This window comes from Cognatishimia coralii (assembly GCF_037478305.1).
GTDB lineage: Bacteria > Pseudomonadota > Alphaproteobacteria > Rhodobacterales > Rhodobacteraceae > Cognatishimia > Cognatishimia coralii.
Map to the genome: position 1 here is coordinate 170,668 of NZ_JBBGAZ010000005.1, position 17,197 is coordinate 187,864.

At 58.7% G+C, this 17,197-nt stretch carries 12 protein-coding genes; 2 read left to right on the top strand and 10 right to left on the bottom strand.

The features are described 5' to 3' along the window. Window positions 1-19: 19 nt before the first annotated feature. From WG622_RS11145 to WG622_RS11180, 8 genes are all read right to left on the bottom strand, one after another. Window positions 20-502, bottom strand: a complete 483-nt coding sequence (locus WG622_RS11145; RefSeq protein ID WP_339403645.1) for an RNA pyrophosphohydrolase — start codon at window positions 500-502, stop codon at window positions 20-22. 108 nt (window positions 503-610) lie between these two features. Further along, the gene (locus tag WG622_RS11150; protein WP_339403646.1) at window positions 611-1,939 is read right to left on the bottom strand and encodes a S41 family peptidase; all 1,329 of its coding nucleotides are present in this window, start codon (window positions 1,937-1,939) and stop codon (window positions 611-613) included. Window positions 1,940-1,941: 2 nt separating this feature from the next. Then, window positions 1,942-3,078, bottom strand: a complete 1,137-nt coding sequence (locus tag WG622_RS11155) for a murein hydrolase activator EnvC family protein (protein ID WP_339403647.1) — start codon at window positions 3,076-3,078, stop codon at window positions 1,942-1,944. Next, the gene (gpmI, locus tag WG622_RS11160; protein ID WP_339403648.1) at window positions 3,075-4,592 is read right to left on the bottom strand and encodes a 2,3-bisphosphoglycerate-independent phosphoglycerate mutase; all 1,518 of its coding nucleotides are present in this window, start codon (window positions 4,590-4,592) and stop codon (window positions 3,075-3,077) included. The genes WG622_RS11155 and gpmI overlap by 4 nt, the downstream gene beginning before the upstream one ends. 149 nt (window positions 4,593-4,741) lie before the next feature. Beyond that, on the bottom strand, window positions 4,742-6,781 hold the full coding sequence (locus tag WG622_RS11165) for a hypothetical protein (protein ID WP_339403649.1): 2,040 nt from the start codon (window positions 6,779-6,781) through the stop codon (window positions 4,742-4,744). Further along, the gene (locus tag WG622_RS11170; RefSeq protein WP_339403650.1) at window positions 6,778-9,525 is read right to left on the bottom strand and encodes a DUF4159 domain-containing protein; all 2,748 of its coding nucleotides are present in this window, start codon (window positions 9,523-9,525) and stop codon (window positions 6,778-6,780) included. The genes WG622_RS11165 and WG622_RS11170 overlap by 4 nt, the downstream gene beginning before the upstream one ends. Further along, entirely contained in the window at window positions 9,525-10,397 is an 873-nt protein-coding gene (locus tag WG622_RS11175; RefSeq protein WP_339403651.1) for a DUF58 domain-containing protein, read from the bottom strand. The genes WG622_RS11170 and WG622_RS11175 overlap by 1 nt, the downstream gene beginning before the upstream one ends. After that, window positions 10,394-11,401 carry an AAA family ATPase gene (locus WG622_RS11180; RefSeq protein ID WP_339403652.1) on the bottom strand — a complete coding sequence of 336 codons (1,008 nt, stop codon included), beginning with the start codon at window positions 11,399-11,401 and terminating at the stop codon, window positions 10,394-10,396. Before WG622_RS11180 ends, WG622_RS11175 begins: the two co-directional genes overlap by 4 nt. 79 nt (window positions 11,402-11,480) lie before the next feature. Between WG622_RS11180 and WG622_RS11185 the strand changes: the two genes are divergently transcribed. Further along, window positions 11,481-12,056 carry a DUF1285 domain-containing protein gene (locus tag WG622_RS11185; protein WP_339403653.1) on the top strand — a complete coding sequence of 192 codons (576 nt, stop codon included), beginning with the start codon at window positions 11,481-11,483 and terminating at the stop codon, window positions 12,054-12,056. Here the strand turns inward: WG622_RS11185 and WG622_RS11190 are convergent. Next, window positions 12,053-12,982, bottom strand: a complete 930-nt coding sequence (locus tag WG622_RS11190) for a DMT family transporter (protein ID WP_339403654.1) — start codon at window positions 12,980-12,982, stop codon at window positions 12,053-12,055. The two genes, WG622_RS11185 and WG622_RS11190, sit on opposite strands and share 4 nt — an antisense overlap. 142 nt (window positions 12,983-13,124) lie before the next feature. Then, on the bottom strand, window positions 13,125-15,932 hold the full coding sequence (polA, locus tag WG622_RS11195) for a DNA polymerase I (RefSeq protein WP_339403655.1): 2,808 nt from the start codon (window positions 15,930-15,932) through the stop codon (window positions 13,125-13,127). A 185-nt stretch (window positions 15,933-16,117) separates the two neighbouring features. Here polA and WG622_RS11200 point away from each other — a divergent pair, with 185 nt between their 5' ends. Beyond that, window positions 16,118-17,173, top strand: coding sequence for a saccharopine dehydrogenase (locus WG622_RS11200; RefSeq protein WP_339403656.1), 1,056 nt, complete (start codon window positions 16,118-16,120; stop codon window positions 17,171-17,173). The last annotated feature ends 24 nt before the right edge of the window (window positions 17,174-17,197 follow it).

Here is a 17,197-nt window from a genome sequence, read left to right on the forward strand (position 1 = left end):
TATTTTTTGCAAGATGAACTCAGACGAAGGGGGTAAATTCCGCGACGACCTGCTCGTAAACTTCACGTTTAAACGGCACGATATTGGCAACCAGTTGATCCACCGGCAGCCATCGCCACTCAGAAAATTCCTGATGGTCGACCTCGATATTGATCTGGTCGTCCGTGCCGTGGAAGCGATAAAGGAACCATTTCTGTTCCTGCCCCTTGAAGCGGCCCTTCCAGATTTTTGGCACGATGTCGTGGGGCAGATCATAAGCGATCCAGCCCTTGGACTCAGCCAACAATGTGACCAGATCCGGCGAGACACCCGTTTCTTCCTCAAGCTCGCGCAGGGCTGCCGCGGCAGGCGTTTCACCCTTGTCGATCCCCCCTTGGGGCATTTGCCAAGCCGCGACTTCGCTGTCCAAACGTTGGCCGACAAAGGCCTCGCCCGCCGCATTGACCAGCATCACGCCGACATTCTGGCGATAGGGGAGTTTGGCGATCTCTTCGGGGGTCATGTGGGGCTCCTGTGTCTGGTGGCTTTAAAGCCCATGGGCGAAACGGGAGCAAGGGCGCAAAGAAAAACGCCCCGCGAAGTGCGGGGCGTTGGACTTGTGTTTTGAGGCTTATTCCTGCGGTCCCAGCGCGCTGAGACCCTTCAGGATGTCGATCGCATAGGCGAGCTGATAGTCATCCTCGCGAAGTTGCGCAGAGGCCTCGGCCACGGCTCGATCCTCTTCAATCTGACGGATTTCGTCTTCGCTGAGGCTGTCGTTTCCAAGGCTGCCGCGTAGATCCGCCTCGGAACGTGTGCGACGCTCTTCCTCTTCCTCGGTCTGAGGCTGGCGGCGTGGCTGTTCCACGATGATATCTGGCGACACGCCCAGCGCCTGGATCGAGCGGCCCGACGGCGTGTAATAGCGCGCTGTGGTCAGACGCATCGCGCCTTCGCCGCGCAGAGGCATGACGGTTTGAACCGAGCCTTTGCCGAAGCTCTTGGTGCCAACGACAATCGCGCGACGGTGGTCTTTCAGCGCACCTGCGACGATTTCAGAAGCCGAAGCAGAGCCACCGTTGATCAGAACCACAATAGGCTTGCCTTGCATCAGATCGCCCGGGGTTGCGTTGAAACGCTCGCCATCTTCGACAAAGCGGCCACGGGTCGAGACGATTTCGCCCTTTTCCAAGAACGCATCCGAAACACGGATCGCTTGGGTCAAAAGGCCACCCGGGTTGTTGCGCAGGTCCAGCACGAGGCCGTTGATATTGTCGATGCCGCCCGCCGCGTCGATCTGTTCGGCGATACCTTCTTCCAGGTTCGGCGTGGTTTGATCGTTAAAGGTGGTCACGCGAAGAACGATGCTGTCGCCTTCGGTGCGCGAGCGTACAGCCGTCAGTTTGATCGTGTCGCGGATGATGGAGACATCAAACGGTTCGGTCTCGCCTTCACGCGCGATGGTGATGATGATTTCAGAGCCAACGGGGCCGCGCATCATGTCGACGGCTTCGTCCAGAGTCAGGCCCAAGACGCTTTCGCCATCCACATGGGTGATGAAGTCGCCCGCTTCGATGCCCGCTTCTGAGGCTGGCGTGCCATCAATCGGAGACACGACTTTCACAAAGCCCTCTTCTTGGGTGACTTCGATACCAAGGCCACCAAATTCACCACGGGTTTGCAGACGCATCTGGGCCGCGTCATCTGGCGACAGATAGCTGGAGTGCGGATCCAGCGACGTCAGCATGCCATTGATGGCCGCCTCAATCAGATCGCCTTCGTCGACTTCTTCGACATATTGGCTGCGGATGCGTTCAAAGATATCGCCGAAAAGGTCCAGCTGTTCGTAAACACTTGCGTTATCCGCGCTGTCTTGGGCTAGCAGAGGGCCAGCAATCTGGGTCGTCGCCAGAATTCCGGCCAAAGTACCGCCCAGCGCGGCCACGACGAATCTTCTCATACTCATCTATCCTTGTTGATGTTGAACCACTCTGAGGGATCAACAGGGGTCTTGCCATCTCTGACTTCTATATAGAGCGTTTCTGTGCGGTCCTGACCAGAGCCCTCACCAGACTGTGACAGAATGGCATCGATTTTCGGATCATTTCCGCCCATCAAGCCAAGCGGTGCGCCGGTGGGGATGACTTCGCCGACCTCGCCAAAAACGGCACCAAGGCCCGCGAAGACAAAAAGCAGGCCGGGCTGAGGTTCCAGCACCATGACATTGTCTAAATCCAGAAGCGGGCCACGATAGCGTATGGTGGCAGCAACAGGGCTTGAGACCAGCGTATTTGCGCGGGTGGCCAGCGTGATGCCCGGGCGGGTGACGCCGCTGGCATCGGTCTCATCGGGGTAAAGCAGGATCTCGGCCTCAAGCGGCAGATCAAGCTTACCGCGGCGGTGGGAAATGTCTGGCAGCGGCGCGAGGCCTTCGGGTTCGGGCGACATATCCGTGAGGCCACTGGCGAAACCTTCGAGCGTTTCGGTGGCAGCGATCAGCAACGCGGTTTGCACCGGATCTTCGATGAAGCGTTTCGGTGGGTCGGTGCGATCCGAGATGGCTTTGGACAGTGCGGTACGGGCGGCTTGCGCGCCGTCGAGGCCGGATTGAAGGGTGTCGGCCGCACCAAGCTGCAACTCGCGGAGGATGCGGACTTCTTGCAGAGCGTCTCGCAGCTCGGCAGCTTCGGCGTTGAGCGCGGGCATCACATCGGCCAGCATCATACCGGCGCGAGCAGTACCTGTCGGGCCTTGCGGGTGCAGAAAGAGCGTCGGGCTGTTGTTGTTGCCTAGCGTTTGTAGTACGCCGATCAGTCGCGCGATTTCGGCTTCTTGCTGCACCAATTGTGCCTCGAGGCGCTGTTGACGGATCACCGCGCGGCGGAGGCCTTCGCGTAGGGCGGCCAAGCCATCCTCATAGGATTGCACGACCTGCGTAAGCGCTTTGATCCGGTTGCGAGAGCTTTCTGCCTGTTGCAAAGCCACGGCCGCTTCTTCCAGATCCCGCGCTGCGTCACGTGCCTCGCTGGCCGCATCGCTTTGGGCGATGGCCGCAGAGGCTGTGAGAGACAGCGAAAGAAGAAGCGCGGTCAGTTTCATCGCTGAATAAGGCTCTCTCCGGTCATTTCCTCGGGCTGAGGCAGGCCCATCAGATCCAGCAGGCTCGGTGCGAGGTCCGCCAGACGACCCGCTTTCAACGTCGCGCCTTCGGGGCCATTGACCAAAATGACGGGTACGAGGTTGGTGGTATGCGCGGTGTGCGGGCCTTTGGAGACAGGGTCGATCATGACTTCGCAATTGCCGTGATCCGCGGTCACGATCATGGTGCCGCCTGCTTTGATGAGCGCCTCTTGGACGGCTTTCAGACCGGTGTCGACCGCATTACATGCGGCCATCGCAGCATTCAGGTCGCCAGTGTGACCAACCATATCGGGGTTGGCGTAGTTGGTGACGATCAGGTCGTAGCCTGCTTCGATTGCGTCCACGAACTTCTCGGTCACTTCGGCCGAGGACATTTCGGGTTGCAAGTCATAGGTCGCGACTTTGGGCGACTTGGGCATATAGCGATCTTCGCCCTCAGACGGGGTTTCTTCGCCGCCATTCAGGAAGAAGGTCACATGTGGGTATTTCTCGGTTTCCGCGAGACGAAACTGGGTTTTGCCCTGTTTCGCGACCCACTCACCAAGCGTATTAACGATCTCTTTCTTGGGATAAGCCGAAGTCATATAGGTTTTGTGGTCGTCGGAATAGTCGACCATGCCCAACATGGTGAGGTTGGGTCGCGTGCCGATGTCGAAATCGGCAAAACCGGGTTTACCCATCGCTGCCAAGATTTCGCGCGCGCGGTCTGCGCGGAAGTTCAGACAGAAAATGCCGTCACCGTCTTTCGCGCCGGCATAGCCACCCAGAACGGTCGCCTGAATGAACTCGTCGCTTTGGTCACGGTCGTAGGCTTCGCTGATGGCTGTTTCGATACTAGCCGCCGAGAGACCCTGGCCGTGGATCATGGCGTCATAGGCTTTGGACACACGCTCCCAGCGATTGTCGCGGTCCATTGCGAAATAGCGGCCAGTGAGCGTGCCAATACGCGCGCTTTCGGGCAGCCCCGCATGTAGCGCGGACAGATAGCTTTCAATCGACTGTGGGGCCACATCGCGGCCGTCGGCAATCGCGTGCAGCACGACGGGCACGCCTTGATCCGTCAGTGCTTTGATCGCGGCGAGGATATGGGTGATGTGGCCGTGAACGCCTCCGTCAGAGATCAGGCCCAAGAGATGTGCCGTGCCGCCGGTGGCTTTCAGCTGGGCAGCAAAATCAAGGATCGCTTGGTTTTCAAAGAATGAGCCATCCTCAATCGCGAGATCAATTTGCCCCAGATCCATCGCCACAACCCGTCCCGCGCCGATATTGGTATGCCCGACTTCGGAATTGCCCATCTGACCACTCGGCAAGCCCACGTCCGGTCCATGGGTGATCAATGTGGCAGAGGGGCAGTTCGCCAGCATTGCGTCCATCGTTGGCGTATCCGCCAAAAGAGGGGCGTTGCCCTCGTTGCTGTCGCTAAGGCCCCAGCCATCCAGAATGCAGAGAACAACGGGTTTGGGGGCAGTCATTGGATAGGCTCCTCAGCTTGGAATTATCAGGGTCTTACCCTGTCACGCCGATGGTTTGAACCGTTATTTCCCTTGGTGTTCGAGCAATCGATTTCTTTGAAAGAAATCGGCGTCGGAAACTTTCAAAGTTTCCGGCACGTCGTCAGAAATCAACTGCGGCCTTCGCGCAGCCAACCTCCGACAACCAAAGCCGAAATGATCAACAAAACCAGCCAGGCGGGCATCAAAGACATCCGCGCAACGCTTTGCACCTCATAGGCCTCGCGCGGCACGATTCCGATCCAGTTTCGGCCACTCGCCGGACGACCCAGACGCACATTGCGAATACCCGGAACGCCGTCTTCCAACCGATGCACGCCACCGCGCAGCTGATCCACAGCGGGTTGCACAATGGCAGAGGTCGCGATCACCTGAGCAAACTCGCGGGGTGCCGCAGGTCCAAGCCCGATGACGGACTCCTGATCTCCGTTGCGCAAGCGATAGAGGCCAATCTCTGAACCTTCAAAACGCGCTTCAAACCGCCCGGGTTCCTGTTCTGTCAGCGCCAAAACCTCAGTTTCGCCAGAGGGGGTTATCACCTCGACCTCGCCGACAGAGTCCTGCAGCGACCGCCTTATAATGCGCATGCTCTGGCCATTGGCCTGCGCCGACAGGGATTCCTCTTCAAGCTCGGGCTCGCCCATCATCCAATGCGCCAAGCGCCGCAAAAGTTCGAGCTGAGGCCCGCCACCGTCATACCCACGCGCCCAGAGCCACGCCTGATCAGAGGCTAAAAGCGCGATACGCCCCTCTCCTTTACGGTCCAAAACCAGCAGGGGACGGTCGCCTGCCCCTGTCATCACAACATGCCCGCTTTCTGGTGCAACATCGACGAGGCGCAACCATTCACCCCAGCCACCCGCATTGGGCAATCCCGCCGTCACCGGATGGCGCGCGCCCACGTCGCTGATCAGCGGCACATAAGGCTCTTCGACCACCAGCGCTGTCGGTCCTGCAGGTAAAATCCGCGCCAAAGGAGAACGGTATATACTGTCAGCCGAGGCGAAATCCGGCCCCGCCGCCACAAGAACCGCACCGCCCTCTTCCACATAGCGCACCACATTGTCCAAATAGGCCGAGGGCAAGATCCCGCGTCGCTTGTAGCGATCAAAGATGATCAGATCGAAATCTTCGATTTTTTGCAGGAACAACTCTCTGGTCGGAAAGGCGATCAGGGACAGTTCATCCACAGGCACGCCATCCTGTTTTGAAGGAGGTCTCAGGATCGTGAAATGCACCAGATCAACCGAGCTGTCTGATTTCAACAGATTGCGCCAGGTACGCCCGCCGGGATGAGGCTCACCGCTGACCAAAAGAACACGCAGCCGGTCCCGCACGCCGTTCATCTGGATCAACGCGGTATTGTTGCGATCCGTCAGTTCATTCTCGGCACTCGGCACCGTGAATTGGATCACATTGCGCCCGCCATGCGTGAGGGTCAAAGGCACGTCGATGTCTTCGCCAATCGGAATGGTGAAATCCAAAGGCGGCGCGCCGTCGACCGAGATCTGAAGTGGCGCAAAGTCGTCAATTGGCGCAGCACCGCTGTCCTCTACGCGCAAGGTCAGAGTAATCGGCTCGCCCAAAATGCCAAAGGCAGGCGCGTTGCGAACAATGATGCGGCGATCCCAGTCCGATGCCTCTCCGGTTTGCAAAACATGCAGGGGGGCTGGCAACGTCGGTGCTGCGTCCATGTCATGCACCACCCCATCTGACACAGCGATGATGCCCGCAACCCGACCGGCAGGCTCTTTTGCAAGCGCCTGAGAGATCGCGCCCATCAGTTCCGTGCCAGCATCGCCATCGCCGTCATTTAGTTTGATCCTGCGAATTTCCGTGTTGCGACGTGCTGCCAAACGCTGCTCCAACACCGCCAAAGCCTCTGCGGTTTGCCCCCCGCGATCTCCCAGCGACTGGCTGGCCGTTGCATCTTCCACGAGTAGAATGACATCAGACAAAGGCGCCCGGTCCTCGCGGTGCAGAACCGGACCGGACAGAGCCACCAATATCACCAATGCGCCCAGCCCACGCAGCAACCAGCCCGAAAGACCCCGCCAAGCGGCAAAGCCCGTGGTCAGCGCAAAGACTGCGGCCAAGATATAGAGGATTTGCCAAGAGATCAGCGGCTCAAACAGGACGGAATTGCTCATTGGCCCAACCGATCCAGCAGAGCAGGCACGTGGACCTGATCGGACTTATAGTTTCCAGTCAGAACATGCATGATGAGGTTTACTCCGAAGCGGTAGGCAATCTCGCGTTGTCGCTCGCCTTGCAGGCCGCGCCCGACGGGGTTGAGATAAACACCAAACTCATTCGTCGCCCAGGCCGAGGCCCAATCATTGCCGCCGATCACCACCGGTGTCACACCATCGTTCAGGTTGCGAAACGGCATGCCCTCGACTTGCGCGGCATCTGCCGGGGCCGCTTCGACCCAGACTTCGCGGCTTGCGTAGCGGCCCGGAAAATCCTGCAAAAGATAGAAGGTGCGCGTCAGGACATGGTCCTTGGGCACCACCTCTAATTGAGGAATGTCCAAAGGCTGCGCCAAGGCCTGCAATTTACGCCCGTTCGGGCTGCCGGAACCTAGTCGCGCGACGTCGGCGTCGCGGGTGTCAAAGAGGATCATGCCGCCGGATCGCAGATACTGGTTCAACTTGGCATAGGCCTCGCCCGATGGCACCGGCTGATCGGGGCTGATCGGCCAATATAGGAATGGAAAGAAAGCAAGCTCTGATGTTTCCAGATCGACCGCTTCGGGCGGAACAGGCTCGATGGATGTGCGGCTGAACAAGACGTTGCTAAGCCCATAAAGCCCGGCGTATGACATATCGTCGATGCGCTGATCTCCGGTCATCACATAGCCCAATGCGATCTCATCCGTGAGGCTCGGAGCCTCTTGCGCCCCAAGGTCCGTCGATGTCGCACCAAGAAGCGCCAGCGCAGCGAGCGCCGAGGGGGCCGCGCGCAGGCCAGACAAACGGCCAGACAACATCAGAGACAAAATCGTATCAATCGCCAACAACGCCAAAGCGGCAATCAGGAACCACGAGGTCAGATCGCGGGTCACATCCTGTTCAAGCCCCTCGATTGTGACAGAGGCAGGCCAGTCAAATGCCCTAAGGTCGTCATCTGGCGCAAAGACATTGCGCGCAAAGACCTCTTCGCCATTTTGATAAAGTCCGGGCAGCACATCCGGCCCGAGGGCCTCTTGTGAAATCACCTCTCCGGCAATCCCTGACAGGGTCTTGGCGTCGGACAAGCGCCCAAGCCCATCCATAACCTGCAACGGCTGCCAAATCGTGCCCTCCATCACATCCGCCGCGCTGCCGCTTTTGGCCGACAGGACCGCCAGCCGATCAAGCATCTGCACAAAGAGCCCCGATAGTGGCAGCCCCGACCACTCTGCATTTGCCGAGACGTGAAACAGCACCACCTGACCTTGCCCTACCGCTTTGCGCGTCACCAAAGGCGTGCCGTCCGAGAGTTCTGCCAATACGCGATCCGCAAGGCTTGGGTCGGGTTGTGCAACCACTTGCGCTGTGACGCGGACATCCTCTGGCAAAGGCAGGCCAAAGAACGGGCTGTCCTCGGTAAAGGGCGCGAGGGTTTTTGGCTCGCCCCAGCTCATCGCACCACCGACACTGCGCCCGCCTGCACGCAGACGCACGGGCATCAACGGGTGCTCCTCGGACCGGCTTAGATCGCTTGCCGCCATTTGAGGCCCCGCGAACCGCAACAGCAAGCCGCCGTCTTGGATCCATTCGATCAGAGCTTCTTCTTCGGCAGGCGCAAGCGTCGCAATATCGGCCAGAATTATGACGTCTGGATTGGCTGGAATGACGACAGGAATTGCAGCTTCGATCAGCTCGGTTGTCTCGACCAAGGCCTGCCGCAGATAGTGGCTAGGCGAGAGCAGTTCCAAACCCTCACGGTCGTCGCGGGTCGAGATGATCGCAACCTCGCGCCGCTTTAGCGCATCGTCGGTCAGGTAAACCGCACCTGCAGACCGCAGCCCCTCGATTGCAAATTGCGTGATCCGTCCACGCAGTTCCGAGGGCAGGGAAAAACTGACATCCGTCTGTAGATCCGCGCCATCAAATCGCAGAGCCGCGCGCGCCAGAGTACGGTCGACTCCGTTGGGATCCAGACCTTTCACCTCAATCTGACGCTCGACAGAGGCCACTGGCACCGACCGGCGCACGGTTGCCGTCAGGATCCCGTCATCAAAGCCAACGGACTGAATCGCCAAAACCGGATCAGAGCTTTGGACCACGCGCAACTGCCCTGCCGCCTGCAAGGCCGTGCGCAGCCGGTCACGGCCCTCAAAGTCCAATCCATCCGAGAACCAAACAGTATCAAAGGCACGGCCTTCAATCTCTGCCAAGACGGACTGAACATCTGCTTCATCGGGCAACCAAGCGAGGGGCGCGGTGTCGGGAATACGCCTGACCAAAGCTCCGGCTGGCAGAAATTCTACAGCTTGGGGATCTGTGAGGCGCAGCAAAGCGGCGTCTCGTCCAGATCGGTCGGCCTCCCTAAGCGTGCTTTCCAAAAGCTCACTCTGCTCTGCCCAAGCAGGACCAGAAGCCCAGCCGCCGTCCAGCACAACCAGCAAGGGCGCATCGCTATTGGACCGTTCTTCGGGGTTCAAAACAGGGCCCGCCAAACCAAGGATCAGCGCCGCAATCAAGAGCATGCGCAGCAGCAAGAGCCACCACGGCGTGCGATCCATAACGCTTTCGTCGTCTTGCAGCCCCAACAGCAAGGCCACGCCTGGAAACCGCAGCCGGATCGGCGCCGGGGGCACGGCCCGCAACAAAATCCACAGCACAGGAAGCATAACCAAGGCGGACAAAAGCCAGGGCGTGGTGAAGGCGAGCGGCAGACCGAACATCAGCGCTCTCCTTCCATGGCGCGATAGAGCCACAACAGCGCTTGCTGCACAGGGGCGTCGGTCAGATGCGTGGCGAATTGCCAACCCGTGACTTTGGCGAGGTGTTCCAGTGTTTCACGCCGTTCGGAAAGGCGCTCAAGATACCGGTCGCGCAGGTCGTTCGCCTTGCGCGTTTCGTGCTCCAACGTCGCGCCCATGCTTTCGAAGATGGCGCGCCCTTGAAAAGGAAAGGCTTCTTCGATCGGGTCCAGAATTTGCAGCAAAACGCCCCGCACGCCGCGATCTGCGGCTTTGGCGAGCGCTTGCTGCACAGCCGCGATGTCCCCCATGAAATCGGACACAAACAAAGCGCGCGTCCGTGGGATCATCGCGCGCGCTTCGGGCGTGCCATAGTCGCCCTCGCCCTGCGCCAAAAGCGCCTCACAAAGGCGCCAGATCTGACCATCCCCTCGACGGGGTGGCAGATCGGTTCCCGCCAGCCCCACACGTTCTCCGGCACGGATCAGCAGGATCGACAGGGCCAGAGCCAAGACCTGAGCCCGGTCCGATTTCGGCGCAAGATCTTTGCTTGATGTATAGGACATAGAGGCCGACCCATCGACCCACAGGCTGACTGACTGGGCAATTTGCCATTCCTTTTGCCGCACAAACTGCGCATCAGATTTGGCCGAGCGCCGCCAGTCGATCATGCGAAAGCTGTCGCCGTCCTGAAGCGGGCGATACTGCCAGAAATCATCTCCTGATCCAGAACGCCGCCGCCCATGGTCCCCCAGCAAAACGGTATTCGCCAGATGCTCTGCCCGCGCCAAAAGCGGCGGCAGTTTGGCAGCCGCAGCTTCGGCCCGCCGTCTGAGCTGGGGCTGCGAACTCACGCAGCGGCCTCTTTCCGGTCTGCGGTTTCAACCACGCTTTGGATTACATTGGTGATGTCTTCACCGCGCGCGCGGGCCGCGAAGGTCAGCGCCATGCGGTGTTTCAGAACCGGACCCGCCAGAGCCATGACATCCTCGGCCGACGGCGCAAGACGCCCATCCAGCAAGGCCCAGGCCCGCGCCATCATCATAAAGGCCTGCGCTGCCCGAGGACCTGGCCCCCAGGCCACAACATCGCGGATATGAGCGCTGCTGCTGTCGTCATCCGGACGGCAGGCGCGCACCACATCAAGGATCAACTCCATCACGCTTTCACCCACCGGCATTTGCCGCAACAGGTTCTGTGCGGCGATCAGTTCTTCGCCGGAAAATACCGCCTCAGCCTCGGCCTCTTCGGCCCCTGTAGTCGCCAAAAGGATATCCCGTTCGGTATCTCGGTCGGGATAAGGCACATCGATCTGCACGAGGAAGCGGTCAAGCTGGGCCTCTGGCAACGGATAGGTGCCCTCTTGTTCAATCGGGTTTTGCGTCGCGAGCACGTGGAAGGGCGCGTCCAGGGCGCGATCTTCGCCCGCGACCGTCACTTTGCGCTCTTGCATTGCCTGCAACAGCGCCGATTGCGTCCGAGGGCTTGCGCGGTTGATTTCATCCGCCATCAAAAGCTGACAAAAGATCGGGCCCGGCACGAATTTAAACGCTTTGGAGCCGTCCTTGCCGGTCTCAAGCACTTCGGAGCCCAGAATATCCGCGGGCATCAAATCCGGCGTGAACTGCACGCGATTGCCGTTCAGCCCCATCACGGTGGACAGCGTGTCCACCAATCGTGTTTTACCCAAGCCCGGCAAACCGATCAGCAAGGCATGGCCACCGCACAGCAAAGAGGCCAGGGTGAGATCAACGACCTTCTCTTGTCCGATGAAACGCCGCGAGATGATAGATTTCGCCTGCCCGAGCCTTTCGCCCAGCGCCTCGATGTCGCGCAGCATTTCCTTGGGGTCGGACATGACAAGTCTCCTGAAAAACAGTTATCTACCTGAAAGTGTATCGCGCGCAGCGCAAATGGCAAAAAGAATGACGTCACAAATGAGTGTAAATCTGTCTAAAGGCGGGCTGGAGCAGGTGCAAAACGCGGCAACCGGCAAAGACTTGCCACCGGTGCATCTGTGGAACCCGCCGTTTTGCGGCGATCTGGATATGCAGATCAAACGTGACGGAACTTGGATTCATGAAGGCGGCCCGATCAATCGCCCGGAAATGGTCCGGATGTTCTCTTCGATCCTAAAGAAAGAAGGCGCCGATTACTTTCTCGTGACCCCTGTTGAGAAAGTGGGGATCACCGTTGAGGATGCCCCGTTTGTCGCCGTAGACATCGATGCGTCCGAGAGCGGCGGCACGCAATCGCTGAGTTTCACAACCCATGTCGGAGACGTGGTCACGGCGGACGAGAGCCACCCCATCCGCTTCACCAGCGATCCCGCAACACAAGAGCCATCGGTCTATGTCATGGTGCGTGCAGGTCTTGAAGCACGCCTGGACCGCAAGACATTCTACCGTTTGGTCGAACTGGGCCACGAACAGAAGGTCGACGCGACGGTGATGTTTGGGGTCACGTCAATGGACGCCTTTTTTCCCATGATGCCCGCTGAGGACCTTGATTAGGACTGAACCACGCACCCGCGGCGGCGCAATTGGGCGACAACCACACCAAGAATCACAATTGAGGCTCCGATTGCGGCTGGCCAATCCCATGAGGCCCCGAGAAACAGCATCAGGATCATGACATAAAACGGTGTCGCATTGATATGGAACGAGGCAAGCGCGACGCCGATCTGGCCGACAGCCGCCACCCACAACAGCTGTGAAATCGCGAGGCCCGCGAGGGCGTAGATCACCAGCCAAACGATCTCGGTCGAGCTGATATGATGTCGTGGGATCACATCGAGACCATAGGCAATCATGCCAATATAGATCGTTGCCGTTACAATCAGCCCTCCCACAAGGGGTAACACAGTATGGCCGAGCGGTGTCACTTCGGGGAAATTTCGAACGGCCAGATAACTTCCAACCGCAAAAAGGACCACGGACCCCAGCATTGCCAATGCGCCCCACCCAAGCGAGACTGCTTCAATCTGCCCAGTGGCGACAATCGCGCCAACTACAGAAAGCGCCAGGCCCAGAACGAAAGTGATGCGCAACTTGCGTTCTCCGGTAACTACTTCGAGCAATGTGCTTACAATCGGAAGGGTCGAGGCCAGAATGGCCGCCGTAATCGCAGAGGTCAGATCTTGGGACACCAGCAGCAGATATGGCGCGATGCCAAAGGTCGGGCCTCCGATCAGAATGCCACGCAGCCATGGGGCGCTACGCACCTTTTGCCAGCCTTCGATCATGATCCAGATCGGGATCAGAAAAAGGACCGAAAGCACGAAACGAAACAAGGTCAGCGCCATTGGGTCCCAGGACTTGAGTAGGATGTCAGCGGCCGGAAATGCCATCGACCAGATCAGCATCGAGGACAGCCCCAAGGCGTTCCCGCGCAGCATCAGTGCGGGGCTCAGTTCGTAGTGATGATGTGCAACGGCCATGCGAATCTCCCAAATCGCAACGCGCCGAGTGTCGTTCCAATTCGCGAGGCCGTCTGTTCCATTTTCGACCAGGAGTCGTTTTCAGGCCGCGGATCCTTTGAAAGGATCCGACGTCGATTTCTTTTAAAGAAATCGGGATATTCTAATGTGCTTCGGCCCAGTTGTCGCCTATGCCGGCATCCACGACCAACGGCACATCGAGTTTGATCGCTGGTTCTGCTGCGCCCTGCATGATGTCGCGCGCCACCGAAATCGTGTCTTCGACGGCGTCCTCGGACACTTCGAAAATCAATTCGTCATGTACCTGCAAGAGCATCTTGGCCGGCAGGTCCTTGATCGCCTCAGGCATGCGCACCATGGCGCGGCGAATGATATCGGCAGCTGTCCCTTGGATCGGCGCATTGATCGCCGCGCGCTGTGCAAATCCCGCATGCGGGCCCTTGGCATTGATCTGCGGCATATGGATTTTGCGCCCAAAGAGCGTCTGCACGTAGAGGTTTTCTTTCGCGAACGCCTTGGTGTCGTCCATATAGGTGCGGATGCCCGGGAAACGCTCAAAGTAGCGGTTGATAAAGTCCTGTGCCTCACCCCGCGGGATCCGCAGATTGCGCGCCAGACCAAAGGCCGAGATCCCATAGATGACGCCAAAGTTGATTGCCTTGGCCTGACGGCGCACATCAGGGGTCATCTGATCGAGCGGCACGTCAAACATCTCAGACGCGGTCATTGCGTGGATGTCATGCCCATCGCGGAAGGCCTGTTTCAGCGTGTCGATACCAGCAATATGCGCGAGGATGCGCAGTTCGATCTGGCTATAGTCGAGGCTGATCAGCTTGTTGCCCTCAGCGGCCACGAACGCTTCACGAATGCGACGGCCCTCCTCGGTGCGCACGGGGATGTTTTGCAAGTTCGGATCGTTGGACGAGAAGCGGCCCGTGTTCGCGCCGGTCTGAGAGTAAGACGTGTGCACGCGGCCCGTGTCTGGGTCGATGTGGTCCTGCAAGGCGTCCGTGTAGGTGGATTTCAGCTTTTGTAGCTGGCGATAATCCAAAACACGTGCGGGGAAATCATGCGTGGCCGCGAGGTCTTCGAGCACATCGGCTGGGGTGGACCATTGGCCGGTCTTGGTTTTCTTGCCGCCCTCAAGCGCCATGTCTTCAAAGAGGATCTGCCCGACCTGCGCGGGGCTTTGTACGTTGAAAGGCTTGCCCGCCATCTCATGCAGTTCGGCCTCAAATCCCGCCATTTTTTGAGCAAAGGAATTGGACATGCGGCTGAGCGTGTCTCGGTCGACCAGCACACCGTGCATCTCCATTTCAGACAGAACCGGAACCAATGGGCGCTCAAGCGTTTCGTAAACCGTCGTGACTTGCTTTTGGTGTAGTTGCGGCTTGAACTTCTGCCATAGACGCAGGGTGATGTCGGCGTCCTCCGCCGCATATTTCACAGCGTCCTCAAGCGGCACCTTGTCAAAGGTGATTGCGGATTTCCCGGTGCCCAAAAGCGTCTTGATCGAGATCGGGTTGTGGCTGAGATAACGTTCACTGAGCACGTCCATACCGTGGTTATGCTCGCCTGCATTCATCGCGTAAGACATCAGCATCGTGTCATCGATCGGAGCGACCGAGACTCCATAGCGCTTGAAGATCTTGCAGTCGTATTTGGCGTTCTGGAAGATCTTGATGATGGCGGGATCTTCGAGCATCGGCTTCAGGATATCCAGCGCCTCATTCAGGCCCATCTGTCCCTCGGCCAGATCATCGCTGCCAAAGAGGTCGTCGCTCGCGCCTTTTTTATGGGTGAGCGGGATGTAGCAGGCCTCGCCTGCCTCGACACAAAGCGAGATCCCGACCAGATCCACCTGCATTTCATTGAGGCCCGTGGTTTCAGTATCCACAGCGATCCAGCCCCGCTTGTGAGCCTTGGCGACCCATTCGTTCAAGGCGGCGGCATCCGAGACACAGGTATAGCTATCGACGTCAAACGGCAGCTCATCCGGCGCTGCCGCTTCCGTTTTCGCGGGCGCCGCCTCGGCAATCACAGGCGCCTCGACACCGAGCTGTTCAGCAATGCGTTTAGTGAGGGTGCGGAACTCCATATCTGCGAGGAAATGCATCAGAGTTTCTGGGTCTGGATCCTGTACTTCAAGGCTTTCCAGACTGAAATCCAGCTCCATCTCGCAATCAAGTTGCACGAGCTGGCGCGACAGTTCGATCTGGGCTCGATTGTCGATCAGGGTCTGGCGGCGTTTGGGCTGTTTGATTTCCTCGGCGCGATCCAAGAGGCTGGTGAGATCGCCGTATTCGTTGATCAGAAGCGCTGCGGTTTTCACACCGATCCCGGGCGCGCCGGGCACATTGTCGACGCTGTCGCCGGCCAGGGCCTGTACGTCCACAACGCGGTCCGGGCCAACTCCGAATTTCTCGACCACGCCGTCGCTGTCGATGCGTTTGTTTTTCATTGCGTCGAGCATTTCGACACCATCGCCGACAAGCTGCATGAGATCTTTATCAGAGCTGATAATGGTACAGCGCCCGCCCGCATCGCGCGCCTGACAGGCAAGGGTCGCGATGATGTCGTCGGCCTCAAAGCCTTCGATCTCTTTGCAGGCGATGTTGAAGGCGCGGGTGGCGTCGCGGGTCAGCGGGAATTGAGGGCGCAGATCCTCGGGCGCGGGAGGGCGATTGGCTTTGTATTGATCATAAAGGTCGTTGCGAAAGCTCTTGCCAGAATGGTCAAAGATCACCGCCACATGGGTTGGCGCATCCGGCCCCGTGTTACCCTCAACATAGCGGTGCAGCATGTTGCAAAAGCCAGCCACGGCGCCAATTGGCAGGCCATCAGATTTTCGCGTCAACGGCGGCAATGCGTGATAGGCGCGAAAGATAAAGGCCGAGCCGTCGATCAGATGCAGATGACACCCTTTGCCGAATTTCGCCTGTTCACCCATGTCGCGCCTCCTTGCCGTCCTCATGTCTTTTGCCACGGGGCCGCCCCCTTAGAAAGGGTCGAAATTACGGCTCCTGCCGAAAGCGGGTGTTTGAGTATTTTTGGCAAGATGAAGACGACGGCTCTGTACAGTCGCAACCTTGGAGTTAGAGTGCGATCTGGGCAATGCGAATAGGAGAGCCTGTCATGGCGCATATCTGGCTGAGGGCAGAGCAACGGGACAACGAAAAAAGGGTCGGGCTTACGCCTGAGGGTGCGAAATCCCTGATCGCGCGCGGCATTCACGTCACCGTCGAAGATAGCCCGACGCGGGTCATCCCACTGGAGCATTATGTGCAAGCAGGCTGTGACGTGGCCGATTTTGCCTCTTGGCCGTCGGCCCCGTCTGATGCTGTGATCTTTGGGCTCAAAGAGCTGCCTGAAGACGGTACACCCTTGACCCATAAACATATTCTTTTTGGACATGCCTATAAGGGTCAGGCCTCGGGTCGTATTCTGCTGGAGCGGTTTAGGGCAGGCGGTGGCACACTCTTCGATCTGGAAAGTCTTGTAGATGAGACAGGGCGGCGCGTGGCGGCCTTTGGCTATTGGGCAGGCTATGCAGGAGCCGCTGTCAGCGTGATGGCATGGATAAGCCAACAGACCGGCGATATTTGCGGGCCAGTTTCGGCCTATGAAAACAAAGATGCCTTGCTGGCAGACCTGAACGCGCGATTGGCAGATGTCGGTGATGCGCGGCCCAACTCAATCGTAATAGGCGCCAAAGGGCGTGTTGGCAGTGGGGCCAGCGATCTGCTTGCGGCGCTCGGATGTGATGTCACGCCTTGGGACATCGAAGAGACCGCCCACGGTGGGCCATTCCCCGAAATTCTGGCGCATGATATTTTTGTAAATTCGATCTTCGCCCGAGAAGGGACGCCGGTTTTCGTACCGCATGATGCTTTGACCGCTCAGAGGCAATTGAGCGTCATTGGCGATGTGGCTTGCGATCCTGACAGTGCTTTCAATCCAATACCGATCTACGACCGAGCCACCACTTGGAGCGCACCGGTTTTGCGCGTCGCGCAAACGCCTGTCCTGGACGTTATGGCCATCGACAATCTGCCGTCGCTTTTGCCTCTTGAAAGTTCTGAGGACTATGCCGCACAGCTACTGCCAACCTTGCAAACGGTGGGTGACTTGAGCGGGCCTGTCTGGACCCGCGCCTTGGCGGAATTTAACAAGCACATCAACGTGCTTTAGGGTTTCCCAAAGGTCTAGCTCGTT

Coding starts and splice junctions, on each gene's coding strand:
- WG622_RS11145 (WP_339403645.1), bottom strand. CDS start 502: ATGACCCCCGAAGAGATCGCCAAACTCCCCTATCGCCAGAATGTCGGC.
- WG622_RS11150 (WP_339403646.1), bottom strand. CDS start 1,939: ATGAGAAGATTCGTCGTGGCCGCGCTGGGCGGTACTTTGGCCGGAATT.
- WG622_RS11155 (WP_339403647.1), bottom strand. CDS start 3,078: ATGAAACTGACCGCGCTTCTTCTTTCGCTGTCTCTCACAGCCTCTGCG.
- gpmI (WP_339403648.1), bottom strand. CDS start 4,592: ATGACTGCCCCCAAACCCGTTGTTCTCTGCATTCTGGATGGCTGGGGC.
- WG622_RS11165 (WP_339403649.1), bottom strand. CDS start 6,781: ATGAGCAATTCCGTCCTGTTTGAGCCGCTGATCTCTTGGCAAATCCTC.
- WG622_RS11170 (WP_339403650.1), bottom strand. CDS start 9,525: ATGTTCGGTCTGCCGCTCGCCTTCACCACGCCCTGGCTTTTGTCCGCC.
- WG622_RS11180 (WP_339403652.1), bottom strand. CDS start 11,401: ATGTCCGACCCCAAGGAAATGCTGCGCGACATCGAGGCGCTGGGCGAA.
- WG622_RS11185 (WP_339403653.1), top strand. CDS start 11,481: ATGAGTGTAAATCTGTCTAAAGGCGGGCTGGAGCAGGTGCAAAACGCG.
- WG622_RS11190 (WP_339403654.1), bottom strand. CDS start 12,982: ATGGCCGTTGCACATCATCACTACGAACTGAGCCCCGCACTGATGCTG.
- polA (WP_339403655.1), bottom strand. CDS start 15,932: ATGGGTGAACAGGCGAAATTCGGCAAAGGGTGTCATCTGCATCTGATC.
- WG622_RS11200 (WP_339403656.1), top strand. CDS start 16,118: ATGGCGCATATCTGGCTGAGGGCAGAGCAACGGGACAACGAAAAAAGG.